Origin of the sequence: Paenibacillus guangzhouensis (assembly GCF_009363075.1) — a bacterium.
In the GTDB taxonomy this organism is placed as follows: Bacteria; Bacillota; Bacilli; order Paenibacillales; family Paenibacillaceae; genus Paenibacillus_K; species Paenibacillus_K guangzhouensis.
Map to the genome: position 1 here is coordinate 4,586,722 of NZ_CP045293.1, position 25,702 is coordinate 4,612,423.

The 25,702-nt window shown below is 49.2% G+C and carries 27 protein-coding genes; 5 read left to right on the forward strand and 22 right to left on the reverse strand.

Annotated elements, in window-relative coordinates:
• Positions 1 to 61 precede the first annotated feature (61 nt).
• The 3 genes from GCU39_RS20555 (at position 62) to GCU39_RS20565 (ending at position 2,193) form a co-directional block, all read left to right on the forward strand.
• Positions 62 to 952 carry a helix-turn-helix transcriptional regulator gene (locus tag GCU39_RS20555; RefSeq protein ID WP_152395227.1) on the forward strand — a complete coding sequence of 297 codons (891 nt, stop codon included), beginning with the start codon at positions 62 to 64 and terminating at the stop codon, positions 950 to 952.
• A gap of 68 nt (positions 953 to 1,020) precedes the next feature.
• Positions 1,021 to 1,287 carry a zinc ribbon domain-containing protein gene (locus GCU39_RS20560; RefSeq protein WP_152395228.1) on the forward strand — a complete coding sequence of 89 codons (267 nt, stop codon included), beginning with the start codon at positions 1,021 to 1,023 and terminating at the stop codon, positions 1,285 to 1,287.
• A 24-nt stretch (positions 1,288 to 1,311) separates the two neighbouring features.
• Positions 1,312 to 2,193, forward strand: coding sequence for an SPL family radical SAM protein (locus GCU39_RS20565; protein ID WP_152395229.1), 882 nt, complete (start codon positions 1,312 to 1,314; stop codon positions 2,191 to 2,193).
• A gap of 64 nt (positions 2,194 to 2,257) precedes the next feature.
• Here GCU39_RS20565 and GCU39_RS20570 read toward each other — a convergent pair whose 3' ends face one another.
• The 6 genes from GCU39_RS20570 to GCU39_RS20595 all read right to left on the reverse strand — a co-directional run bounded on the left by GCU39_RS20570 (position 2,258) and on the right by GCU39_RS20595 (position 8,858).
• Complete coding sequence (locus GCU39_RS20570) at positions 2,258 to 2,494, reverse strand: hypothetical protein (protein ID WP_152395230.1); 237 nt, start codon at positions 2,492 to 2,494, stop codon at positions 2,258 to 2,260.
• A 6-nt stretch (positions 2,495 to 2,500) separates the two neighbouring features.
• Entirely contained in the window at positions 2,501 to 3,721 is a 1,221-nt protein-coding gene (locus tag GCU39_RS20575; RefSeq protein WP_152395231.1) for a Ger(x)C family spore germination protein, read from the reverse strand.
• A 1-nt stretch (position 3,722) separates the two neighbouring features.
• Positions 3,723 to 4,820 (reverse strand): GerAB/ArcD/ProY family transporter, encoded by a 1,098-nt coding sequence (locus tag GCU39_RS20580; RefSeq protein ID WP_152395232.1) that lies wholly within the window; start codon positions 4,818 to 4,820, stop codon positions 3,723 to 3,725.
• Positions 4,821 to 4,839: 19 nt separating this feature from the next.
• On the reverse strand, positions 4,840 to 6,465 hold the full coding sequence (locus GCU39_RS20585; protein WP_152397353.1) for a spore germination protein: 1,626 nt from the start codon (positions 6,463 to 6,465) through the stop codon (positions 4,840 to 4,842).
• A 153-nt stretch (positions 6,466 to 6,618) separates the two neighbouring features.
• Positions 6,619 to 7,734 carry an aminopeptidase gene (locus GCU39_RS20590; RefSeq protein WP_152395233.1) on the reverse strand — a complete coding sequence of 372 codons (1,116 nt, stop codon included), beginning with the start codon at positions 7,732 to 7,734 and terminating at the stop codon, positions 6,619 to 6,621.
• Between the two features lie 164 nt (positions 7,735 to 7,898).
• Entirely contained in the window at positions 7,899 to 8,858 is a 960-nt protein-coding gene (locus tag GCU39_RS20595) for a carbohydrate kinase family protein (RefSeq protein ID WP_152395234.1), read from the reverse strand.
• A 1,287-nt stretch (positions 8,859 to 10,145) separates the two neighbouring features.
• Here GCU39_RS20595 and GCU39_RS20600 point away from each other — a divergent pair.
• Positions 10,146 to 10,766: a hypothetical protein gene (locus GCU39_RS20600; protein ID WP_152395235.1), complete on the forward strand. Its 621-nt coding sequence runs from the start codon at positions 10,146 to 10,148 to the stop codon at positions 10,764 to 10,766.
• A gap of 276 nt (positions 10,767 to 11,042) precedes the next feature.
• The gene (locus tag GCU39_RS20605) at positions 11,043 to 11,792 is read left to right on the forward strand and encodes a suppressor of fused domain protein (protein WP_152395236.1); all 750 of its coding nucleotides are present in this window, start codon (positions 11,043 to 11,045) and stop codon (positions 11,790 to 11,792) included.
• A 53-nt stretch (positions 11,793 to 11,845) separates the two neighbouring features.
• Here the strand turns inward: GCU39_RS20605 and GCU39_RS20610 are convergent, their stop codons facing one another.
• The 16 genes from GCU39_RS20610 to GCU39_RS20685 form a co-directional block, all read right to left on the reverse strand.
• Positions 11,846 to 12,469 carry a hypothetical protein gene (locus GCU39_RS20610; protein ID WP_152395237.1) on the reverse strand — a complete coding sequence of 208 codons (624 nt, stop codon included), beginning with the start codon at positions 12,467 to 12,469 and terminating at the stop codon, positions 11,846 to 11,848.
• A gap of 34 nt (positions 12,470 to 12,503) precedes the next feature.
• Positions 12,504 to 13,826 (reverse strand): ABC transporter substrate-binding protein, encoded by a 1,323-nt coding sequence (locus tag GCU39_RS20615; protein ID WP_152395238.1) that lies wholly within the window; start codon positions 13,824 to 13,826, stop codon positions 12,504 to 12,506.
• 51 nt (positions 13,827 to 13,877) lie between these two features.
• Entirely contained in the window at positions 13,878 to 15,038 is a 1,161-nt protein-coding gene (locus GCU39_RS20620; protein ID WP_152395239.1) for an efflux RND transporter periplasmic adaptor subunit, read from the reverse strand.
• A 25-nt stretch (positions 15,039 to 15,063) separates the two neighbouring features.
• A complete protein-coding gene (locus GCU39_RS20625) occupies positions 15,064 to 15,942 on the reverse strand; it encodes a carbohydrate ABC transporter permease (protein ID WP_152395240.1) in 879 nt (292 codons plus the stop codon).
• Positions 15,943 to 15,955: 13 nt separating this feature from the next.
• Positions 15,956 to 16,828: a carbohydrate ABC transporter permease gene (locus tag GCU39_RS20630; RefSeq protein ID WP_193726570.1), complete on the reverse strand. Its 873-nt coding sequence runs from the start codon at positions 16,826 to 16,828 to the stop codon at positions 15,956 to 15,958.
• A complete protein-coding gene (locus tag GCU39_RS20635; protein ID WP_152395241.1) occupies positions 16,825 to 17,649 on the reverse strand; it encodes a hypothetical protein in 825 nt (274 codons plus the stop codon). The genes GCU39_RS20630 and GCU39_RS20635 overlap by 4 nt, the downstream gene beginning before the upstream one ends.
• Positions 17,639 to 18,214: a sigma-70 family RNA polymerase sigma factor gene (locus GCU39_RS20640; protein WP_152395242.1), complete on the reverse strand. Its 576-nt coding sequence runs from the start codon at positions 18,212 to 18,214 to the stop codon at positions 17,639 to 17,641. The genes GCU39_RS20635 and GCU39_RS20640 overlap by 11 nt, the downstream gene beginning before the upstream one ends.
• A gap of 207 nt (positions 18,215 to 18,421) precedes the next feature.
• Positions 18,422 to 18,961: a bactofilin family protein gene (locus GCU39_RS20645; protein WP_152395243.1), complete on the reverse strand. Its 540-nt coding sequence runs from the start codon at positions 18,959 to 18,961 to the stop codon at positions 18,422 to 18,424.
• Between the two features lie 16 nt (positions 18,962 to 18,977).
• On the reverse strand, positions 18,978 to 19,370 hold the full coding sequence (locus GCU39_RS20650; RefSeq protein ID WP_152395244.1) for an RNA polymerase sigma factor: 393 nt from the start codon (positions 19,368 to 19,370) through the stop codon (positions 18,978 to 18,980).
• Between the two features lie 93 nt (positions 19,371 to 19,463).
• Positions 19,464 to 19,676 carry a hypothetical protein gene (locus GCU39_RS20655; protein WP_152395245.1) on the reverse strand — a complete coding sequence of 71 codons (213 nt, stop codon included), beginning with the start codon at positions 19,674 to 19,676 and terminating at the stop codon, positions 19,464 to 19,466.
• 47 nt (positions 19,677 to 19,723) lie between these two features.
• The gene (locus tag GCU39_RS20660) at positions 19,724 to 20,725 is read right to left on the reverse strand and encodes a PHP domain-containing protein (RefSeq protein ID WP_152395246.1); all 1,002 of its coding nucleotides are present in this window, start codon (positions 20,723 to 20,725) and stop codon (positions 19,724 to 19,726) included.
• Positions 20,726 to 20,740: 15 nt separating this feature from the next.
• Entirely contained in the window at positions 20,741 to 21,511 is a 771-nt protein-coding gene (locus GCU39_RS20665) for a DeoR/GlpR family DNA-binding transcription regulator (RefSeq protein ID WP_152395247.1), read from the reverse strand.
• A 441-nt stretch (positions 21,512 to 21,952) separates the two neighbouring features.
• On the reverse strand, positions 21,953 to 22,834 hold the full coding sequence (locus GCU39_RS20670; RefSeq protein WP_152395248.1) for a metal ABC transporter permease: 882 nt from the start codon (positions 22,832 to 22,834) through the stop codon (positions 21,953 to 21,955).
• Positions 22,831 to 23,787, reverse strand: coding sequence for a metal ABC transporter permease (locus GCU39_RS20675; protein WP_407671574.1), 957 nt, complete (start codon positions 23,785 to 23,787; stop codon positions 22,831 to 22,833). Before GCU39_RS20675 ends, GCU39_RS20670 begins: the two co-directional genes overlap by 4 nt.
• A gap of 5 nt (positions 23,788 to 23,792) precedes the next feature.
• Entirely contained in the window at positions 23,793 to 24,575 is a 783-nt protein-coding gene (locus GCU39_RS20680; RefSeq protein ID WP_152395249.1) for a metal ABC transporter ATP-binding protein, read from the reverse strand.
• A gap of 36 nt (positions 24,576 to 24,611) precedes the next feature.
• Positions 24,612 to 25,577, reverse strand: coding sequence for a metal ABC transporter solute-binding protein, Zn/Mn family (locus GCU39_RS20685; RefSeq protein WP_152395250.1), 966 nt, complete (start codon positions 25,575 to 25,577; stop codon positions 24,612 to 24,614).
• Positions 25,578 to 25,702: the final 125 nt, after the last annotated feature.

Here is a 25,702-nt window from a genome sequence, read left to right on the forward strand (position 1 = left end):
ATAAATCTACCATTCTTGTAGGGGGTAATTATGATATAGTGACCTAGAGGTGAAATAACCCATGCAAATTCATCGTATGTTCGAGATTGTCTATCTCCTCATGCATAAGAAGACGGTCACCGCCAAGGAGCTAGCCGACCATTTCGAAGTGTCACCCCGCACCGTATACCGAGACATCGATACGCTATGCGAAGCCGGCATACCGGTCTATACGCTCAAAGGCAAAGGCGGCGGCATTCGACTCCTCGATAACTTCGTGCTGAACAAGTCGATGTTATCCGAACAAGAACAGGAGGAAATTCTCGCTTCGCTCTCTGGGCTGAACGCCGTCACGGGCGAGATGGAGCAGGTCCTTGCGAAGCTTAGCGGCTTCTTCAACAAGAAGATGCCTAGTTGGATTGAGGTCGATCTGTCCCAATGGGGCGAAGCACATTCAGACTATTATCAACTCCTGCGCACCGCGATTCTACAGCGCTGGGTCATTCGATTCGCATATTTCAACAGCTCTAGCGAGTTATCGATACGTACTGTCGAGCCGCTCCAGCTATGGTTCAAACATAAAACATGGTATGTCAAAGGTTACTGTCAGCAGAAGCAGGCCATGAGACTGTTCAAGCTGACGCGAATGAGGCACATCGAGCTTCTTGAAGAGCATTTTGAACGTGAGCTACCTCCATCGTCCCACGAGTACCCTGCACATCAAGCCTCGACGGCCCAGCTCGTACTACGCATTGATGCTTCGCAAGCCTATCGTATCTACGATGAATTCGATGAAAGCCAGCATTCGAGAGATGAAGATGGGAACTTCGTTGTCACGGTCCGATTCCCCGAAGACGAATGGGTCTACGGCTTCATACTGTCCTTCGGCCATTATGCCGAAGTGCTGGAGCCCCTGCACATCAGGCACATCATTCGTGAGCGGCTCCAGCTTACTACAGCAAAATATTTATAATATGACATTCGGTTGTCACATTCCATCCCGTACAATGAACTCATTAAATCGAAAGGATGTGGATGTAAATGGAAACAACATTTTGTCAGAGCTGCGGCATGCCGCTAAACAGTGACGGGGAGCTTCACGGAACCAACACGGATGGAAGCAAGAATGCCGACTATTGCACTTATTGCTATCAGGAAGGCAAGTTTACGGAGGACATGTCTATGGATGACATGATTGAATTCTGTGTACCGCACATGGTAGAGGGTAATCCCGGCATGACGGAGGCAGAGGCGCGGGCCAGCATGAAGGCATTCTTTCCGAAGCTGAAGCGTTGGGTAGTACAATAGATTGATGAACCGAAGGAGACCAAGATGGAGTGGATATCAGCCAAGACTCTGTTGAGTAAAAATAAGCACCAAGACTGGTTCGGGCACGACTATACGATGAATCTGTACCGTGGATGTCACCATGGGTGCATTTACTGCGATTCTCGCAGCAGCTGCTATGGCATCGATCATTTCGACCTGGTGCGCGGCAAAGAGAACACAGAAGACATGCTGCGGCGTGAGCTTGCCAGCAAACGAACACCTGGCGTGATCGGCATGGGTTCGATGAGCGATCCCTACAATCATGATGATGTAGAGCATCAACTCACACGCAAAGCGCTGAAGCTCATTCATCAGTACCGATTCGGCGTGTCGATCGCAACTAAGAGCGAATACGTCATCCGGGATATCGACCTTCTCGCACAGATCCAGACACAGGCACCCGTCAATGTCAGTCTGTCCATTACGACGGCCAATGATATGCTCAGTCAGCAGATCGAACGCCGTGTCTCTCCATCCTCCGCCAGGTTCCAAGCCTTGAAAGAGTTATCTGCAGCAGGCATCTATGCCGGCGTGCTGCTCATGCCTATCCTGCCATTTATCACGGATCACGCATCCAATATCCGTGAGATCGTTAGACGTGCACAAGAGGCTGGCGCCAAATATATCTATCCTTCATTCGGCATGACGCTGCGTGAGAACCAACGGGAGCATTATTTTCGCTGGCTGGACAAGCTGTACCCCGGACTCAAGGAACAATACATCCACACGTATGGCATGCGATACGGCTGCATGTCAACGCGAAGACGCCAGTTGGAGCAAGTCTTCCAAGAGGCATGTGAAAAATACGGGATCATCTACCGCATGCCGCAGATCATCACGGCGTACAAGTGGGATCGCGGGCCCATGCAGCTCGAATTGTTCTAGACGACCACACAGAACATGAAGAAATCCAGGAGCCCCCAGGGCCAAAACAACATGATGGTCGGTATTACCCAACACTCCATAGATGATCGATCCATTTGCCGACCGGCGCAAAGACGACATTGAGCGGTGTAGCAATGGTCACCTTAGGCCAAGAATAGATATCTGCCAGACTCATATACAGACACCACCCGATCACACCGACGTACAAGACAAGTTCTTTGGTATGCCCCTTCTTGCGCATTGTACGGGTACCCGCGTAGAGCATAACGGCATAGAACAATATCCATACTCCTGTTTTCATGGCAGATCAACTCTCATCATCAGAATTTGTACTCTTAAATGTTTTGCTCGTGAGCCCGACGCGATCCATCGAAATCTTAATATGGGGTTCGATTTGAATGTGACTGAAGGTCTCTTCCCAGTTGTTCTTCATTTTTGCCCATTCTCTCGGATACTTACGATGAACAGCGTCTGCGAACCCGAAGACATCAACTTTAAGCCGCCTCGCTGCTACCCAAGATTGGTTTACCATCTTCTTCACTTCTTCTTGCACCTGCTGTTCCAATTGTTTAACCGCTGACGGCTGCGTCAGGTCCACCTTACAGCTACTCTCCAAGAGATAACCCGTCGCTTTGATATCGATATCCATCGCGATCTTGCCTTTCCGCATCATGGGCTTCAGCTTGGTGGCAGACTTCTGTATACGAAAGGTCATGTTGTATTTCTTGTCCTGCGGTTTACAGCGAAAGGCCAGATTGCAAGCACGAACTTTATTCGCGATAAATGATACGCCAAGACCTTCTTCCCGCGTCAGCCAACCTGCGAATTTATCCCCGCGCATCACGGCAAGTCTTCCAATCCGTAGTTTCGCCTGCTCATACGTTTTTTTTAGAACATCCAAGGATCTACCATCCTCATTATCACCTGCGAACACGATTTCCGGTATGACACCGCCCTTCGCGTCACTGGTTATCGCCATAGCAAGCTCAAACATCATGACACCTGGCACAATAGACGTATTCTTTGTTTCATTATTAATAATCTCGCGAATGCCTTGGCCTGGTATTTTCTCCGTATGGACCAATCGTTCGAGAATCGACCTGGCATTGCCCTGCGTAATCAAGACATTAACCGTCTCGCGCGCATCGGTATTCCTATAATGGAGGTCAAGAATCTGATTAATCCCGTGCCGAGCAACCTCTTCGCTAATGATTAAGGCACTATTATGGGCAAAAAACAACTGACGCGGCGTCTCCATGCTGCTCTTGCCAACCGCTTCCCGAATCGTACGACCCTCGGATGAGAATACCGTGACCGGGGATTGCGAGCCGCCGCCCCCAGCAAGACCAGTACCTGACGATATCGCCGACGGGATAATGACCTGATAGGAATTGACCCATTTGTCACCGTTAAAATCAAAGGAGGACGCAGAGACGATGGATAGCTCATTCAACTCGATACGATTCCAACAGCCCGACAGAAGACTGCATCCCAGGAACAGCGCGACCAATCTGATTATTATCCTCATGTTATTTCCCTGCTTTCATCGGGTTCGGCTGAATAAAACGAAGGAGCAGCCACACGACAAGGGGGACTAAAATATTAAACGTGACTGCATACGGAATCAGCGATGTTTTGGAGAAATACGCTAAATCCACAGACTTCGGCCAAGCATACAAGGTCGTGAAAATGGTAAACAGTCCAAAGCCTATTAAAAACGGCTGTTGATTGCGAATCCGGAATGTCTCCACAAAGCAATGAAACGTGGCGAACATCACAATGGACATTTTGACATACATCATGCAGATCCATATCGAAATGAACAGCAGATCAATCCGTTCCAGGAAGCTGCCGATTTGAATGATTCCGATCATATAGAACGTCGGATAGGACATAATCGAGATTAGTTTGGTGCCAATGATCGTAATCGCCGCGATCACAATGATCCCCAGTTCGATGCATGTCAGCACGATCCCCCAGATACCTACCTTCCCCGCTTCTTCCGGCTTGTTCATGAAGGGGGCGATCAACAGGAGGATCGATATTTGCAAGAGCCAAGTGAAAGGTGTTATGCTTCCATGTACAACCTTGCTCAGCGGATGATCCCACACGGGGAGCAGATTCTCGACATGAATGTCCTTCATCAGCAGAATCCCTGTCACGATGAATACAACGATAGACAATGGCATGACAATCACATTGATTTGCGCAATATTGACAATTCCTTTGCTAACCCCGAACATCACGACCACGACAGTTATAATTAAGAGGAAGTAGACTGGCGTTCTAGACAAGACATTCTCCCCGATAAAATTCACGAACTCACGCATCTCAATCACGACAGATATCAGATAGTAGTAAGTGAGCAAGATACCGATCAACGTCCCGACCTTGCTGCCTAACCGCTCTCGCAACCATTCTACAAACGTGGTCTGTGTATTCTGCCTACAAATTGATCCAATCAAAAGGGAGAACAAGATGCCTACGAGCATCGCAATGATTATGGATGCCCAGGCATCCTGCCCTGACAACTGGACGACTACACTTGGAACCGACAGAATCGCTGTAGGGGCAATTGTGCTCATCATTAACAAAATCCCTTGCAGCTTCGTTATTTTGGTTTGCATGAGCCATCCCCCTTTTTCCTCATGAGTTCGATTGTTGATCAGACGGATTCGATTGTCCTGTATGCTCTTGCCTTACGTTATTATCCGTTACTGTCTCTGGCCGTGTATTCATTTTCCACCATGGAGCGCGTATGAAAATATCTTTGAGATTTCGGTATTTCAGCGGAGCGACCGGCACCAGATAAGGAACGCCGAAGGAACGCAGACTAGCCATATGGATCAGCAAGAACATCAGACCCGATATAATGCCGAACAACCCTAATGTCGCACCAAGGAGCATCAGCATGAACCGGGTCAATCGCGCAGCAATGGCCATATTGATTGCTGGAATAACGAAATTCGCGATCGCCGTGAACGACACGACGATGACCATCGCGCCGGAGACGAGACCTGCTTGAACCGCAGCCTGCCCCAAGACGAGCGCCCCGACAATGGATATCGCAGGACCAATGACGCGCGGCATCCGGACGCCTGCTTCACGCAATACCTCAAAGGTGATCTCCATCAGAAGAGCTTCGAGCAGCGCTGGAAATGGAACCCCATCCCGCTGTGCGGCCAGTCCAATTAGCAAGGTCGTCGGAAGCATCTCTTGATGAAAGGTCGTGATCGCAATATAGAGCGATGGCAGCAGCATCGACACAAAGAAGGATATATAGCGAATCAACCGTAAGAAGGTTGAAATATCGTAACGTTGATAGTAATCTTCGCTAGATTGGAAGAACTTGAAGAACGTCACTGGCGTGAGCAGAACGAACGGGGATCCATCCACGATAATCACGACCTGTCCTTCGAGGATCCCCGCGGATGCGGCATCCGGTCGCTCGGTATTGATCATCGTAGGGAACACCGTCATTTTGGCATCCTGAATATATTCCTCGATGTATGCACCCTCCAGAATTCCGTCGATATGGATCGCGTCGATCCGACGATGAACTTCTTGTACAATATCTTCCTTGGCGACCCCCTTCAGATAGACCACTGCGACATTGGTCTGCGTCTTCTTTCCGACCACTTTGGCATCGATCCGAAGATCGGGCGATTTGATCTTACGCCGGATAAGAGAAGTATTCGTCCGCAAGCACTCCGTAAAGCCGTCCTTAGGTCCACGAATCACCGTCTGCGAACTTGGCTCTTCGACGGACCTCAAGTTTCCTCCGGCCATATCGGCTAGAAGCGACTTCGTGTTGCCGTCGACCAGAACAGCGACATTTCCGTTGAATATCGAGTGGATCACCTTATCCATTTGATCGGATTCCGTGACCCCGCCAGCCGCCAGCGCATGGTTCTTCAAAAATTGATAGAAGCTGTCACCGCTCTGGAGCTTGAACATTTCGCGCTCGGTCTGCTTCGAAATTTCTGCAATCATCTCATTCACGCTTGCACAATCGACTAACCCATCGACGTACACAAGCGCAAATTGGCGGCTGTTTCGATTCATTCCTGTAGCGGCATCCCCCATGATCCGAATAACAATATCAGGGCTGTCCCCTAATCGGGTGTGGATCATATCGAGGTTGGTCTGCAGATTCATTGAGATCGGCTGCGTCTGACTCTCCTTGGAAGCATCACCTTGCTTCCTGTCGGTATTGTTGCTATCGTTACTTGCGGATGAACCGCTCGTTGGGTGGTTCTTGAAAATATCCATAATTTCCTCTGATGAATTCATGTTTTAGCAAAAAGTACCTTTAGCGTTTCCAGATGTCGTCATTTCATGCATCAATAGGGATATACGCGTAAATATAGGCGTGAAAAAACCGCTCGGTTATGCCCGAACGGTTCTGTTGATGAGGTGCATATATCACTTTAAATTCTCAGGGTTTAATGCCTGTAACGATTCAGGAATGAACAAGCCGTCCTTACGAATGAGAACATCGTCGAACCAAATTTCTCCGCCGCCATATTCAGGTCGCTGGATTTGCACAATGTCCCAGTGTAACTCGGACCAATTTTCGTTCCCCGGTGAACCTGCTGGAACACATCCCGGCGTGAAATGGAAGCTGCCCCATATTTTCTCGTCAAATAACGTGTCCTTCATGACATGCTCAATATATGGATTCAGGCCGATGCCGAATTCGCCAAAATACCGTGCATTGAAGTCGACATCGAGCAATGTATTGATTCGATCGGTATCATTCGCCGTTGCTTGTACAATCCGACCCTCTCTAATCTCAAACCGTATATTCTCGTAGACAAACCCTTCTTTGAGCGAAGGGGTATTGTACGATATTACGCCGTTCACGGAATCTCTCACAGGCATCGTATAGACTTCGCCATCAGGCAGATTCATCTGTCCGGAATCCTTAAATGTCGGCATATCTAGAATGGAGAAGGTTAAGTCCGTTCCTGGCCCGATAATACGGACACGATCCGTCCGATCCATGAGTTCTACCAAATGACCCATCGCATGATCCATCTTCGCGTAGTCCAAATTGCAGACATTAAAATAGAGATCCTCCATATCTTCTAGCGACATGTTCGCCTGCTGCGCCATCGCATGATTCGGATACCGAACAATGCACCATTTTGTATCGTGATATCGTTTGCCGTTAATCTGCTGCGCATAGTGTTTGCGATAAATGGCCATCTTCTCCGCCGGGATCCCGCTGTATTCGCTCAAGTTCTCTCCCGCTCGAATCAGGATGTAAGCTTGCATATCGTTCACACGATTTAAGTCATAAGAGGCCATCGCGGCCATCTGCTCTTCGGTGCAGTTCAGGATCATTTCTCTCCATAACTCATGATTATGGATAATGAGAAAAGGGACACCGCCTACAGCATACGCTTGTTTGATTAATGCTTTGGCTAGTAGAACCTCAAGACCGTCCACTTCGATTAATAGTTTCTCCCCGGGCGCTAGCTTCACAGAATATTGAATGAGATTTCTAGCGAGCTGCTCGATTCTTGGATCTTTCATGGTAGACCTCCTCTTGGTGAGCTTCACGGTTAACGACTTGCTTCAGTCATTTCATGAATGTTATTCCTTTTCGTGAATACGAGGATAATCTCCTTTATTTGTATATGGCTACAAAAAAGTCCTCTGACGCATGCTTACCCCATGCTTCAGAAGACCCTATGTGGTTACTTCGATTGTATAAGTCCTTCTACTTCCGCCAGTGTCGGCATCGCAGGGATGCCTCCCTTCCGAGTTGTCGCCAACGCGCCCATCGCATTCGCAAACGTCAACAAGCTGTCGAGTTGATCGGGCGACCAAGCCGTAATGGACTGGCCCGCCTGTAGGATGCTGTATATCGCTCCCGCCATAAACGCATCACCCGCGCCCGTCGTATCGATGGCTTGCACCGCGAACCCAACATGCTCACCTATACGTGATCCTGCACGATAGAAGCTTCCCGCACCGCCACGCGTCACGAGCAGCAGCTGGATCTTGAATTGATCGCACAACAGCTTTGATCCAGCTTCCAGATCTACTGTCCCAGTCAGGAACTCCAGCTCCTCCTCCGACACCTTCACCACGTCCGCGAGACCAAGTCCAACGCCAATCAGCTCCTTCGCAAGCGCCTCGCTAGCCCATAGCGCCGGTCTTAAATTCGGATCGAACGAGACGAGCACTCCGTGCTGCTTCGCATGCTGAACTGCTGCTAGCGTAGCCGATCGGACAGGCTCATCCGTCATCGAGATCGAGCCGAAATGGAACACCTTCGCTGCAGCAATACGTACGAACGGTACTTCATCTACCGTCAACAGCTGATCTGCCCCCGGGTTGCGGTAGAAGGAGAACGAGCGATCTCCGTCCTCCGCAAGATGCACGAATGCAAGCGTCGTATTCGCTGTAGCAGACATGACGAGGCCGGTTGTATCAACGCCGCTGCTAGCGAGCGCATCGCGGAGGCCATGTCCGAAGGCATCCTGGCCGACCTTGCCGATGAAGCCCGACGTGCGGCCCAGCCTTGCGATGGCTGCTACGACGTTCGCCGGCGCGCCGCCCGGATTGCGTTCGAATAACGGCTGACCGTGTTCTGATTTGCCATACGGCGTAAAATCGATTAATAGTTCACCTAATGTGATTACATCTGTCATGTCAGATCACCTTCATTTCATACGATAACTGCTAGTACTATGGTCGGCCCGGCCCACCTCCATTGGCAGCTGCACCAACCTCTTGCCAACAGCAACTTCCTATTTCATTTATACCATAGCCCGGCCGCCGCGTACCATGGAACTTGACTCGGTCGGCGGAATAACTGCTTTTTTGCAGTTATTTCGCGCGCCGAGCGACTTCTTCAGCGGAATAACTGCTTTTTTGCAGTTATTTCAGCGCACCGAGCGACTTCTTCAGCGGAATAACTGCTTTTTTGCAGTTATTTCAGCGCACCGAGCGACTTCCGCAACGGAATAACTGCTTTTTTGCAGTTATTTCAGCGCGCCAAGCGACTTCTGCGGTGGAATAATTGCTTTTTTGCAGTTATTTCAGCGCGCCGAGCGACTTCTTCGGCGGAATAACTGCTTTTCTGCAGTTATTTCAGTGCACCGAGCGGCTTCTTCAGCGGAATAACTGCTTTTTTGCAGTTTTTTCAGCGCACGGAGCGACTTCTTCGGCGGAATAACTGCTTTTTTGCAGTTATTTCGCGCGCCGAGCGACTTCTTCAGCGGAATAACTGCTTTTTTGCAGTTATTTCAGCGCGCCAAGCGACTTCTGCGGTGGAATAACTGCTTTTTTGCAGTTATTTCAGCGCGCCAAGCGACTTCTGCGGTGGAATAACTGCTTTTTTGCAGTTATTTCACACGCCGAGCGACTTCTTCAGCGGAATAGCTGCCTTTTTGCAGTTATTGAGCGCGCACGAGCGACTTCTTCAGCGGAATAACTGCCTTTTTGCAGTTATTTCAGCGCGCCGAGCGACTTCTTCGGTGGAATAACTGCCTTTTTGCAGTTATTTCAGCGCGCCGAGCGACTTCTGCGGTGGAATAACTGCCTTTTTGCAGTTATTTCAGCGCGCCAAGCGACTTCTGCGGTGGAATAACTGCTTTTTTGCAGTTATTTCAGCGCGCCGAGCGACTTCTTCGGCGGAATAACTGCCTTTTTGCAGTTATTTCAGCGCGCCGAGCGACTTCTTCGGCGGAATAACTGCTTTTTTGCAGTTATTTCAGTGCACCGAGCCACTTCTTCAGCGGAATAACTGCTTTTTTGCAGTTATTTCACCGCACGAGCGACTTCTTCGGCGGAATAACTGCTTTTTTGCAGTTATTTCAGCGCACCGAGCGACTCTAGAACAAATTTTTAGACAAACATTCCAAATGATGGTAATATCCGAATATGAAAGTACTATCATCAATCCTATGCAAATGATTCGTTAAAGTGCTATTAATTTGCTCAATGATCATGATCCTTCATTATCCATTCGTAGACAATTAGGAGTGAAAGTTATTAAAAATTACAAAAACCCATTTGTTTTTTTTATTATCTTTCTAGGTGTACTAACCCTTCCTCTGACAATAAATGCTTCACTAAGTTATTTTCAAACTGAAAGAATAACCAGAGATGTAGGAGTAGCGTTAAGTGAGTATTTTGATGGAAATGGTACAAGAAAAGTAGTTATTAAGGATATTTGGATAAAAAAACTCACCTCTTTTCTCACAGGTGCAAAAGGTTTTGAATATGGATTTGATTATTACTCAGAAGATCAATGGAAGAAATACGAATGTAGAAGTGAGGGGAACTCAAAGCATTTTACTTTTAGTATAAATGATGATTTTACCTGTTCTTCCAGCAATAATCTAGTATATGATAATAATGCAAATGCCATGGTACAAATTCATCAAAATGATATTTATAAAGATTACTCTTTTAAGGCTCTCATCTGGGATGATTTCGAAAAACAACTCTTATTATTATATGGGTTCATTGTTCTTGTTATAGATATGATCATAACTCTTGTTTGGATAATTATCAGATTTATTAAAGGCAAGATAAAGGTAGAAAACTATTGAGTGATAAGGAAGCATATCTTCATAGCCGCGTAAATCGCGGCTTTTTTTATCTTTTCTGTAGAGAACCAGGGAAATGATCCGATTGTCGTTCTCAATTCCGCACGCCGAGTAACACTTCCAAAGCCCCCCATAAGTTACTAGTACGACAAGTCACCGCCAAGCCTATTGCATAGCGGTGGTCCTGTAACTTTTCGCTCACATTTAAGAAGCCAATATACGATATTAGATTATATAATAGATTTACATATATTACATAGAATGGAGCGAGGAGATTCAATGGGATTCTTGAAAAAAATTTTCGGCGGCAAAAATAACGGAGAGACGTCCAAGGACGGCACGACCATCTACACCTACGACGAGAAGGCCGATTATGCGCCGCCTGCGCCAATGGCTTACACGGATGAAATCATTACTCATTTCGAGACGGTCTTTCCCGGACGAACCAGTAGCGTCTTTCACGAGATAATATCCGACATGATCCATATCGATGTAAATATTATGGAGCCGACGGAAGAAGAGCCATTCTGGGTACTATACACGAGCGGGATGAGCGACTTGCCGATGACGATTCCGGACGAGGTGTTAGCCCAGATGGACGAACCGCTCGACAGGGCGGAAGTCATGATGTTCCTTCCGGCTTCCTGGGAACTCACCGAGGAGTCGTTCAAAGACGACAACAACTTTTGGCCGATCCGGCTCATGAAGCAAATGGCCCGGTTCCCCCATCAATACCATACGTGGTTGGGTTACGGACATACCATCCCCAATTACGCAGAATACGAGCCTTATGCGGATGGTACAGGATTGAACGGCGTCATGCTCTATCAATTAAAAGAAGAGATCAGCATCATCCACACCCAGGACGGAAATCAGATTCATGCCTATTTCTTGCTCCCACTCTACAAAGAAGAAATGGATTATAAGCTGGAGCACGGCATGGATGCATTACTGGATCGGTTGTCCGACCTAGAAGATGACGTGCTCATGTTAGATGCGAACAGAACAAATTCTTGTCAATCGTCTTAGAGGATACATTAGCAAAAGGAAAACCGCCAAGCACATGCGCTTAGCGGTTTTTCTTACGGCATCTGAATCGACTCGATCATCTCCATGACAGCCTTCTGCCACGTGTCCTTCTCATCGGCTGGCGCGCTAAACTTCATCTCAAGAAACGCTCCGTCTAATTCCGCCCAACCGACGAGACGGTACGTGTCACCTTTCTTGGATGGCATGATAACTTCATTCACCGCAATATGCTTTCCATGAATGAGCATCGTCTCGTCCTTCAACCACTCTAGCTTTTCTCCTTCACCTTCTTGTTCGAGGATGCCTTTCATCTTCAATCGTCCTCTATCGATATCAGCATCGGTCACCCTTTGCTCTGGATCATGCCATATCTCGAGCTTAGCTTTTTTATCGCTATCCGTATAGATGAGCTTCGTGTTCGATGTCTCATTCGATTGCACCTCCAACCCCGCCGGGAGCTTCAGTGACATCAAATTCGAGAACACCTTGATGACTCCTTGCTCAGCAGCCTCATTTTCCATCTTGTTATTTTCTTTGACTTCGTGCCCTTGTTCCTGTTGATCCTGCTCCACTGTCAATGTGGCCTCCATGCTACCCTTCTCTCCGCTGTCTGGGGAACTGCAAGCAGAAAGGCTTGCTACGATCGTGATCAACCATACCATCATCCATTTTTTCATTCGGATTCCACCCTTACCTCTTCGAATTTTCCATCTACTCATTTAAATACGTCGTCACACGGTTCGCGACCAAATCCGCCACCGCTTGCGCCGATTTCTGACCGCTATAGTAAGCCTTCGCTTCTTCTTCGATGATGGCTTGAATCTTCGATTCATTCTTTTGAGGCGTGACGGCATGGTTCACCATCTGCTTGATCATGTCGATGTCTCTCTTCTCCACCGGAATCGCGGAACCCATTGGCGACTCGATCGTACCTTTGTCCTCAAGATCCTTGAACGTCTTCTCATTTACCTTTTTATTGACAGAGAACCCTTGTAGTCCGGGCATCGTCTGGATCTCTTCGGACAATAAGAATTTCATGAAATCCCACGCTTCCGCCTGTACTTTCGAATTTCGATTCATCCCTAAGTTCTTATGCATTACGAAGGTGCCTCCAGCCTGTTGCCCCGCAGCGAGCGGCTTGCGATAAATTTTCCCTTGCTCATAAAACATCGCCGGCCCTACGAAATAATCTTCAGGCGATAGGATCAATGCCGGAGCAAAGAAATAATCTCCTGCGTTCACTTCCGTTTCCGTAACCACCTTATCTGCATACATCGTCTTTACTTGTTCCATCAGCTGAGCGAATGCATGGCTATCAAAGCTAGCAGGGCGCTTCTCTTCATCGACAATACGGGTATAGTTATCGACGAACAGATTGTTCAACATCTGCTCAGGCGGCGTATTCCCCATCGAATACGTGTGACCGCCGGATGCCGCCAGACGTTGGCCCACCGATGTGAACTCCCCCCATGTCCAAGTGCTGTCATCGAATGTTACACCGGACTGCTGAATTGCCTTTGCATCACCCATCAGACTGTCTAAGAAGAACCGCAGCGGCAACGAGTAGAGCCCTCCTCGCATCTTGGCCCCATCCAGGATGTTCATCTCATACGTATTGGAATCAAAGGCAGGGTCCTGCTTCATCAATTCGTTCAAGTTCACCAACGCTTGCTTGTCTACGTATTTCCCAACCGGAAGACCGCTCACATCTAGTGCAATCAGATCGGCCCCTTTACCGGACAAAAGCTCTGTATTGGTGGTATTCACATATTTCTCGAGATCACCTTCTGGATTGGAGCCTTCCCCTTGACTGTATGCCTTGATCTGAATATCCACATCGGGATGCTTCTCTTCATACATTTTCTCTGCTTGAGAATACACAGGATCTGCCTGGTATACAGATAAGACAACAATTTTCTTGCCTTCCTGCCCCTGCTTTCCTTCTTTCTTCCCCTCACCAGCCTGTCCGCTAGCGCATGCTGACAGCATCAGCGTTAAGGCAACGATTAAACTGAGTATGCTACTTTTTTTCATCCTACACCTCTCCTCTCCATTCTCCATGCAATCAATGCGGCCCAGATCACATTAGACCCTTATACGCTGACCTTCGGTTAGCGGCTCACTACTCTCCACGATTATGCGATCTTGCGTATATGCCCCTTGTAACACCAAAGTTTCTTGACCATTCGTGCCTCCTAATCGGACTGGAGCTTTGCGAACGATAAATGTATTACCCAGCGGGCCTGAACGCTCATCGACGATAAGCACATAGCTGTTCTTCCCTTCTTGACGGATGGCTTGATTCGATACGAGCATACTACCCTCAGCCTTCTCCGATTGCGTCATGTCCACGCGCACAAGGTCATTCGTTTGTACCTGCGGATGTTTAACCTTCACCGTGATCCGTTGACCCGAAGCCAGCTGAGACGCACTCCCTCCATCCCCCTCTTGGGCGGAAGACCCACCAACTGCATCGGTCAAGGACCGAATGTCCGCAATGACCCCTTCTACCGGAACATTAGCCCCATCATGCTCGACTTGAACCTTCATCTTCTCCCCGGCATGCAGTTCCCGGCTCATGGCATCCGGGATGACAATCTCGAATTGATAGCCTTGCTGCAGATTAGCTAAGCTGACATCCGGGCCACCGCTTCCCGAGGGTAGCTGCGGCGTCGCCTGCACTCGCGTCACCACGCCGTCAAAAGGCGCAACGATCTGTCTGCGGTCCCTACCTTCCTCTTGCATCGTGTTCACTTTTCGCTCCTGAACGCCAATCGCGATTCGCGCACGCTCCAGCTCCCGCTTCGTGCTGCGCGCTTGCATCTCGTCATTATTTTGTACGGCTGCAATATAGGCGTCTTGCAAGCCACCCATCGAGAGCCGCTGCTCCTCCAATCCCGCCTGTGCATCCAGTATTTCTTGCGCTGCCGCTGGATTCTCATAGGTAATCAATGGCTGCCCCTTCGCGACATGATCCCCCTCTTTCACATGAACCTTCTGAACAGTCCATTCCGGCTTGTTCGATAAATCGATCTGCTGCCGAGGCATAAGCCGAGCCGTGCCACGCCACTCGGTGACTAACTCGCCTTGCCTCCCTAGTTCGGTCCGCACCTTTGGCAATTGCATCGTCAGCAATGTATTGCTCGATAGGGTGAGCAGAAGGAGCAATCCGATGAACAGGCCGGAAAACCACGCTATTTTTCGTTTTTTTCTCGACTCCGCCGTTTCTATCATCTCAGTAGCCATCCGATCCCTCCTCTCCTCTCAATCGCTACCCTTTGATCCCCGACATCTGAACCCCTTCGATAAAATAAGACTCCGCATAGACGAACAACAGAACCATTGGCGTCATATAGACCATCGATGCGGCAAAACCGTTGCCCTGGGCTTCCTTATGAATGCGCGATAAATAAAGCGATAATGGCTGCTTGAATGCATCCTCCAAGAAGATCAAGGGCTGCTCGACCATATTCCAATAATCAACGAACAACAAGACGATCAGCGCCGCAATCCCCGGCTTCATCAAAGGCAGCATAATTCGATAGAAAATGCGGTAATGTCCGGCACCATCCATCTGAGCCGCTTCAACCAGCGCATAGGGAATGGAGAGCATAAATTGTCTCAGCATGAACACGCCGAATGCCGCGAATATCCCTGGCAAAATAATCGCACTAGCTTTATTCATCAATCCAAGCTTGTCAGCAATAATATAATTGGGAACCAAGGTCACTTGGAAAGGCATCAGCATCGTCATCAGGTACACCCGAAACCAACCTTCTCTCCCCTTGAACCGGAGCTTAGCAAAAGCGTACGCGGCCAGCGCACTGACAACCGTCTGTCCCGCAATGATCGCCACAACCATAGCGATGGAGTTCCATAACATGAACAAATACGTCGGCGTCGCAAGCAACACGTTCCCATACTGCTCGAAGGACAGCCAATCCGGGATAAGCTTCAGATTTACGAATACAGACGGCTCCCCTTGCGTAATGTCTGGCATTTTACCCACCAGTCCGTAATTGCCGCGAATTTCTTGCTCCGTCATGAGTGAATTTGTGAAAGTAATCACAATAGGTAGAATCATCATAAGCCCAATGCATGCCATCACCAGTGTGACCGATAGATTCCGAATGAAACCCTTCTTCTTCATTCTTCCTCCCGCATCATTCCATAAATTGTGTATATCGCTTCTCTAACCGAAGCAGCAACGCCACGATGATAAAGATACCGATCACCATCAGCGTCGCAGCCGCAGACAGCTTCTGCACATCCATCGCGATGAACATATTGTTCATATAGTGCTGAAGGGTATAGATGCTGTCATGCGGGTAATCTCCGGCGATCAGGTATGTTTCTCGGAAAATTTTGAACGTATTCATAATCGACATCAGGACGACGAAGACCATCGTCGGCGTTAGATAGACAAGCGTAATCCCATAACATTGTCGCCACTTGCCCGCTCCCTCCAAATCGGCTGTCTCATAGTAATCTCTCGGGATGCCTTGCAGCCCTGCAAGGAAAAGAATAATGTTGTAGCCCATATGCTTCCAAAGGTAGAACACGGAGATTACACCTCTCGCCCAGGCCGATTTCATCCAGTCTATCTGCTCAAGCCCAGCAGCATGCATCCAAGCGTTAAGGGATCCATTCCAATCAAAAAGCACTTGCCACACCATCACGACGGAGGCGACGGGCACAACCAACGGCAGAACATAAGCCATCCGTAGAAATTGACGCAGATAAAGATTCCGGTTCAGCACAAGCGCGATCCCAAGCGACATCACAAGCATCAGGGGGACATTCACCGCGGTGAACCAGAATGTATTCGAGACAGCTTTGCGATAGGAATCGCTGTTCAGCAGCTCCTGATAATTCGCGAGCCCAACAAATGAACCGCCGACCGTACGGTTGAGCACCGAGTAGACAAGCCCCATCCCGAACGGAATGAGATAGAATAGAGCAAAGCCGATAGCACTTGGCAACAAGAACGTTACAGCCACCAGTCCTTCTCTACGGCGGAAACGAACCCGCTTCATGACTGCTCCGGATCATAAAATGCAACGCTTGTACTTCCTTCTTGAAGGTTCACTTGGAACATCGCCTTGCCATCCGCCGTACGTTTATAGACGACGATGGAATGACCTTGCGATTGTGCACCTTCGGCAGCGACATCTGTTACTTCGGGCTCATACCCATCGATAGGAAGACCCAATTGCTTCAAGAATGCGTTTGCCATCGCGATCGCTTCCGATTCTTGCAATTTAGAAGGATGCGGGGCAAACGGCTCTATGCCTACGACTTGAACGAAATAAAGCTGTCCCGTCTCCACATCGACATTCGCTGTCACCTCTTGATGCGGCTCCTCGAATGTCTTGCCTTTCTCCATCAAAATGACATTCAATCGGTGAATCGGCTTGCCTCCGTTGATTCCTTTGGCAATTTGCGCGCTCGAGATGTCGAAGTTCTTCGTCTCGGGGAACCCACGGTAAATACGTGCAAGCAATGCCTGTGCTGCCTGATTCCCGCTAATCTCATCCGCATAGAGGTTCGTCGTGACATAATCTGAATCCTTATCTTTGGTGACAAAGCTTCGCACATCTTCCGTCCCGGAGAAATTGAGCAAAGCTCGAATCTGTGCCGCAACGGCAGGTCCGGTATAGATGACAACCGGCGTGAGCAGGATGACTGCAAGCACACATGCAACCATGCGCACTTTAAAAGTTGATTTTGATTTTAATTTTTCATTGCGATAACGCTCATAAGAATTTTGTTGAATGCGCTTCTGCATATCTGATGGATTTTCCATTGCTTCCGCACAATCTTTCAGCTTATCGCGCAGTTGTTGTTCAATGGACATAAAGTTCTTGCTCCTTTTCTAGTTCGCTGTTAGGGCTAAGTTCGCGAAGCTTCGCTAGTGCTGCGTGATGTCTGGACTTGACCGTGCCTATAGGAATGCCCAGCAATTCTGCGACTTCATCGAAGGTATAGTCATGATAGTAACGCAGAATAATCACCGTTCGAAGTTTATAGGATAACTGATGAACGATAGCCAGCATCTCCTGATGGGTCTCGGCCTTGAGTACCTCACGATCGGAGAAGAGATGCTCTTCCACCTCCAAGAGCCGCTTCTTCTCGAAAATTCGGAACCTCCGCCAGCTCTTGGTTCTCCACTTCTGTATTTGCTTTAGCGCGATGCCATGCATCCAGAATCGGAAGGGACGTTTCGCATTATACTTATCGATGGACCGCCACAGCTGGAAATAAATCTCGTTCATGACATCTTCGATTTCATTTTTTTCCGTCATCAGAAAGACAGCGGAGCGATAAATTTCGGGGAATGACCAGTCATAGATCACCTGAAACGCAGACGGATCCCCCTCCTTCATCCGTTCAATCCAATGCTCGATATTAATATCTTTCATGAAAAAAGGGCCCTCCTTGGTAAGCTTACATCCTATATTGCCACGTTTGCTCAAAAAGGTTCGATTTTATCATAGGATAATTAAGGAAAATGTTAAATCCAAAAAAGCGAGCCCCCCTGTCACGATCGACGAAGTGTCCCGCTCTCATCCTTTCTTATGCAATATAGACTTCAGCTCAATGTATCAAATGATCCATGCGTCGCCTCCTTAATGGTGGCTCTCCTGTTCCAATTGAATCACCGAACCTTCAAAAAAACCTTCATTCACAATCTTCGCGTCCCAGTCAGCCTGGATATTCCCATCCAGCTTCCCTTCGATCACAAGCTGTGCGTTACCATGTAGAATCACATCCCCACGTACGAATCCCTCAATCGTGCAACTGCAGTCCGGATCCACAACAATATTCCCCTCATAATGACCTTCGATCACAAGTGGGCTGGAAGGATTAAATACGTGCCAACTCCCACGGCTATCATTGGTTTGGTTCTCCGTCCGCTTTAGCTCTTCTACAACTTTCTCCAGCATGTTGCATGCGATGCTTAAATCTGCAGACGTGTGAAGGGCTGAATCCAGCGGCTGGATAATCTCCCAGACTCGATTCTCCGGATCACCCTCTCGAATGATGGAGAGAACACTGTTATATTTCTGGATCGCAGCGGGGACCGCCGTCTCATGCAGGCCAATCGTATTGATCTCCTCCGCTATTTGTTGCAAACTCCGTACGATAATCGGTGTGTAATCGATCATGTTCTCAATCTTCCTCTCATTTCGAAATGGATTTCACTTCAAGCTGCTCGTCTTCTACTTGGCGCTTCATCGCGAGTAAACGGCATATTTCGAGACCGCGATGGATGCGCCATTTCACGGTCGTCATCGGTAGTCCTGTTATTCTCGAGATTTTCGCCATCGTCATATCTTCAACATAATGCATATATACGGGCTTCCTATATTTGTCGGGCAATTCTTTCAATAGCTTACTAAGGTCAATGCGAAGGTCCGTCGTTTCGATTGGCGTTATCGCAGGCTGCTGCACCTGGAACTGTTGTAGGGCTTCGAGTTCCATCGTATCGGTTACGACTTGTGGAGTCTTCTTATGATTCGTTAGCCATTTCCGGCAACAGTTCGTTCCGATTTGCATCAGCCATGAACGGAACATCTGCGGGTCGCACAGCGACTCTTCGAGCCAAATAACTGCTTTTTAGCAGTTATTTCGGCCGCACAGCGACTCTTCGAACCATTTAACTGCTTTTTAGCAGTTATTTCGGCCGCACAGCGACTCTTCGAACCATTTAACTGCTTTTTGGCAGTTATTTCGGCCGTACAGCGACTTTTCGAACCATTTAACTGCTTTTTGGCAGTTATTTCGGCCGTACAGCGATTCTTCGAGCCAAATAACTGTTTTTTTGCAGTTATTCCGCCAGCTCAGACCCACCGCTTGCGCCGACTCTCTGCACATACCCAACACAAAACCCCCAGTGCACCTCACTGGGGGTTCCCTTCTCACATATATTAATCCCGGAGTGGCACCGTAATCCGCTGCTTCTCATGCACATAGATCACTTCGGTGTATCCCGCCGCTTCGAGCAGATCCATCGCCTCGTCGAGCAATGTCCCGATATCGTCCGGGAAGTGCGAATCCGAGCTCATCGTGATCGGCACGCCGTGTTTGTTCAAGATGTGCAGGAAGGATGTACTTGGACAAGCCTCCTTCACAGGGTAACGATACGCCAATCCCGTGTTGATCTCCGTCGCCACATTCGCTTCCTTCAACGTCTTCGCCACGTCCTCATAGAGCGGCAGCAGCAGGCTCTCATCCGGCCGATAATTGAATACTTTCAAATTGTCCAAATGCGCAATAATATCGAACAATCCGCTGCGCGCCGCCATTTTGACATAGTCAAACCCTTTGGCATACAGCTCCACCAGATCGCGGTTCTCGAACAACTCCTGTGCCTCCGGATTATCGAATCCCCAGCCATCGACGAAATGAACCGAACCGATAACATAATCGAGCTCATATTGCGATAGCAGCGCGCCCAACTCCTCATCCCCGCCAGGGAAGAAGTCGGCCTCGACGCCGAGCGATACCGGATATCCTGCCGCCTTCGCACGGCGCACCGCATCCAAATACGGCTCAATCGACGTCACGCATACCCGATCCAACCAATACTGTTGCATCCGTCCCAGCGGTGAATCGTCCAGAACCATATGCTTCTCGTAGTAGGAACGGAACTCCGTGAACCGATACAGATGGTCCACCATGCCGAACCGTTCGATCCCCTTCTTCTTGCCTTCTTCAAAATAATAGGCGAGCCACGTATCACTGAAACAGCCTGTCTCCATCCGCTCCTTCAACAGCTCCGACAATTCGTTCACCCATGCCAAGGAATGGGATGGCGCATGCAGCGTCCCCCGATCCCGATGCACATTCTCTAACGCGCGTGCCGTCCGTCCAATCCATGCTGAGCCGTACGGCCCTTCTTCCAGATGGAAATGAAAATCTACTTTCATCGTCTGTCTCCCCCTCTATTCTGCAATATATATTTCGTTCCCCGTCTCTCGCCACTGCTGCGCCCAATCGGTTGAACAACCACGATCCGTAATCAGCATCGATACCTGCTTGATATCCGCAATTTTGGCAAAAGCACTCTGGCCCAGCTTCGAATGGTCCGCCACGACGATCGATTCCTCCGCCCGCGTCATCATGCAGCGCGAGATACTCGCCTCATTTACGTTGTAATCACTGATGCCGTCCTTCAGTGACACACCGCCGACCGAGATGAATGCCTTGTTCACCTTAAACTGCTGCAAGCTGCTCTCTGTCATCGATCCTGTTGCTGCTTGCGCCTGAGTATCCATTTGCCCCCCAACGAAAATCAGCTGGCCCTTGAACATCTCCATCGCATAGAGCATCACCGGAACTGAGTGCGTCACGACCGTCACATCGGCACGATCCCGCAGCGCCTTAAGCACCTCGAGCGTCGTCGTCCCGTTGTCAATCATGATCGTCTCCCCCTCTTGCACGAGTGAGGCTGCGTAGGCGCCTATGGCGGCTTTCTCGTCCGACTGCATCAAGGAACGTTTCATGAACGGCGGTTCCATCACATTTTCCCGCGTCTTAACCGCGCCACCGTAGACCTTCTTCAAGCGCCCTTCCTTCTCCAGGCGATCAAGGTCCCGGCGTATCGTCTCCGTCGTTACACTCAGCTGTTCGGCGAGCGGAAGCACCTGCACCTTCTCATCCTTATCGAGCCAATCCAAGATCGTCTTCTTTCGTTCTTCAAAAGTTAGTGACATTATGATTCCATCCTTATCATTGTCAATATGTTGTTTTCGGTTGTTTGTATTGTTTTTATGTTGTATTCATATGATTTATTCTAGATTTTGTGTCTGTTGGTGTCAATGCTTATCGGACAATCTTCAAATAAATTTTACCAAATTTATCAAAATGATAGAATAGATGCAATGGGTTACAAGCGATGGATCCATCGCTAACAGCTATAATGTGAGGAGAAATAATTAACCGTCGGATAACGACCAAGCATCTCGTTCGCAGCGTCTTTTTGGGGACTCAAATTGAACGGACAGCTTACGGAGAAAGAGGAGCAGCAGTTCATTTCACTAAAGGCGCTACGCCAGCTCTAACAGAGATCAATGGGATTGTTTTCCCCGTACGCACACATCAAAAAAGGGATGCGAGCATCTCACATCCCTTCTCTTTTCCTATCGACACATCTCCTATGCTTCTGCACTTATCAATCGACGACGCTTCACCCACCGCATGAGCAATCCATGGCTCGGGGAGAAAATGAGCGCAATGACGAAGATCAACCCCGCTACCGTCACCATCATCCCAGCAATGGACGCATCGAGCCACGCAGCAGCGTAGTAGCCAAGAACCGCGCAAGCAATACCGATCAGCACGCTATAGAGGATCATCACCGATAAGCGCTCGGTTAATAGATACGCAGTCGCCGCAGGCACAATCAGCATGCCAACGACGAGGATCGCGCCAACGCTCTCGAAGCTTGCAACCGTCGTCATCGACACCAGCCCCATCAACAAGTAATGGAACAAGGCAACCGGGATGCCGCATGCGAGCGCCATCGCCGGATCAAATGCGCAGAGCTTGAACTGCTTGTAGAACAGTCCAATCACGACGAAGATCGCGAGCAGCGTGATGCCGAGAATCCATACCGCCTTCGGAATGCCTTCGATCCCGAACACGCTCATCGTATTCCAGTGCACATACGCAATCTCGCCGAACAAGACGCAATCCAGATCCAGATCGACCTGTCTCGCATTCAGACTCACGAGCACGACACCGACCGCGAACAATGCGGTAAATACGACGCCGATCGAAGCATCGGACTGCAGCCCGCTCTGCTGGAACATCTGAATCAAGAATACGGTGACGAGGCCCAGCACCGATGCGCCAAGCAGCATCGCGAGCGAGTCGCGTGATCCACTCATCATGAAGGCAATAACAATGCCCGGCAATACGGAGTGACTGATCGCATCCCCGATTAAGGACATGCGGCGCAAGACGAGGAAGCAGCCCAAAATACCGCAAGCCGTCGCTACCAATGCGCCCGTCGCAATAATCCAGAACTCCATCATAGCGACTCCTCCTTCCGCAACCGAACGTCTTGGCGCTGCATTTCCCGCACCCGTTCCGCAGCACGAATAGCTTCATTGCCCCGGATCTGGCGAATTGCCTTCGCACATATCCCGCGTCTTGGCGCGAATAAAACGGAGAAGCCAAACACCGTGGTCGCTGCAAGTACGCTTAATGGACCTGTCGGCAAATTGCTCGTCGTTGTACTGATCAAGGTACCGATCACACCGCTGATCGCTCCGAATACACCGCTAAGAACTACCATGACGCCTAACCGATCGGTCCAATAACGTGCCGATACCGCTGGCGTAATGAGCAGCGCTGCGACCAAGACGACGCCAACCGCTTGAATACCGACCACGACCGTCATAACGAGGAAGAACATCAGCAGCTGCTCGAGCAGACCTACTGGGAAGCCCAGTCCCCGCGCGAAGCCCGGATCGAAGCTTAACAATTTAAATTCCTTGAACAACAATGTACACGCAATGACGATTACCGCCGATACCCCGATCATGAGGTAGACGTCGCTATGAATCATCGAAGCCGCCTGACCGAATAAGAACTTATCCAATCCACTCTGATTCCCGTTCGGCGAATGCTGAATTTGCGTGAGCAAGACAATACCAATCCCGAAGAACACCGAGAGCACGATCCCCATCGCGGCATCGGCTTTAATCCGCGTATATCGCGTGATCACGGTGATCGAATACGTCGCAATAAGCCCCGATACGAACGCGCCGACGAAGAATAACGGCAGCGATTTGACGCCGGTCAGCATGAACGCGATACATATCCCTGGCAGTGCCGCATGGGCGAGTGTATCACCGATCAAGCTCTGCTTCCGCAAATACGCGAAGCTTCCGATCATCCCGCTCATCAGTCCGAGCAGCATACATCCCATAAGGATCCACTGCGTGTTCGGATCCGCCAGGACGGACCATGAAAATCCCATCATTAGGCTCACCTCGAATCGACGAGAATGGCCTCGTCTTCATGATCGAATACAGCCAGCCGTCCACCATAGGTCTGGTGAAGCAGCGATTTCGTAAATACATCTTCTGTCGGACCGTATGCGACCATCTCGACATTCAACAACATCACCCAATCGAAATATTCCTTAACCGTCGCAAGGTCATGATGAACGACCAATACGGTCTTCCCTTGTGCTTTTAACTCATTTAATAATGTAATAATGGCTCGTTCCGTCATCGCATCCACACCGACGAACGGTTCATCCATGAAATATAAGTCCGCGTTCTGCGCAAGCGCTCTGGCTAAGAATACCCGCTGCTGCTGTCCGCCGGAGAGCTGCGAAATTTGGCGGTGCGCATAATCAGCCATCCCAACCTTGCGAAGGCAATCCATCGCGATCTCCCGCTCTTTGACCCCCGGTCGTCTGAACCAACCCAAATGGCCGTACCGTCCCATCATGACGACATCCAGCGCATTCGTCGGGAAATCCCAATCGACGGATTCACGCTGCGGTACATAGCCTACTTTGCGTCGCATCTCTTTGTACGGTTTGCTGTAGATTTGCGTCTCCCCGCTAACGCGCGGAATCAAGCCTAAGATGGCTTTGATCATTGTCGATTTCCCCGCACCGTTCGGGCCGATAATCCCAATCAACTTGCCTTCCGGCACCTCGAACGAGACATTGCGCAATACGGGCTTCTTCTGATAGGCAACCGTCAACCCTTCAACCGTCAGAGGGGATACTTCCTGCCCCCGATACCTCTGATTCATCGTCTTTCCTCCTCTTTCCCTTTTGCCAACCTGCTACTATTTCAACGCCTTCACAATAACATCCACGTTATGACGGACCATTCCGATGTACGTGCCTTCCTTCGTTCCGGGTTGCCCCATCGCATCCGAGAACAACTCACCGCCAATCTCGACGGTATGTCCTTTCTTCTTCGCGCCTTCAATCACCGCTTCGATCGCTTTCGTGGATACACTGGACTCCACGAACACGGCCTTAATCTGATGCTCTACCAGGTAATCTCGCAGATCGCTCACGTCTTTGCTGCCATATTCCGATGCGGTACTAATCCCCTGCAGCCCCATCACCTGAATGTTATAGGCTTTTCCAAAATAGTGGAATGCATCATGCGCCGTCACCAAAATGCGATGCGCCTCCGGAATCTGGCCAATCCGTTCACGCGCATAACCATCCGTCTCTTTTAACTTCAGCAAATACGCTTCTGCATTCTTACGATAATCCTCGGCATTGGCACTATCCGCTTCGATTAGCGAATCGCGAATGACTTCCGTTGCCTTCATCCAATTCTGTACGTTGAACCAAATATGCGGGTCATGGGAATCGGTTGCTACCGGATCCGATAAGAGCTCTGCTTCAGGAATTGTCTTTGAGACAGCCACCGTTGTCTTATGAGAGCTCATTTTCTCCAGAATGTCGACCATCTTCCCTTCGAGATGCAGACCGTTGTAGAACACGATGTCTGCGCCGTCCAGCTTCTTCATATCCCCTTGCGAGGCCTTGTATAGATGCGGGTCAACGCCCGGTCCCATTAACGATGTCACCGTCACATGATCTCCGCCGACTTGCGCCGTCACATCGCCGATCATGCCGATCGTTGCTACGATGTTTAATTTTCCGTCAGTGCCTCCGTCTTTGTTCCCATCGTTATTGCCGCATGCCGTGAGGGCAATTGCAGCACTGAGCACCACCACCATCATAATCAACCGCCTAAGCGGCGCCTTCTTTACGGATAATCTCGTTTGCATGGAACACCTACTCCTTCAACATGTTTTAGTATATAAATATTTGTTTGTCTAACACAAATAAGTTTACCTAATTCTGTTTTTTTAATTATATTCAAAAAAGTTTCCCATATGCAACATTTATTTTA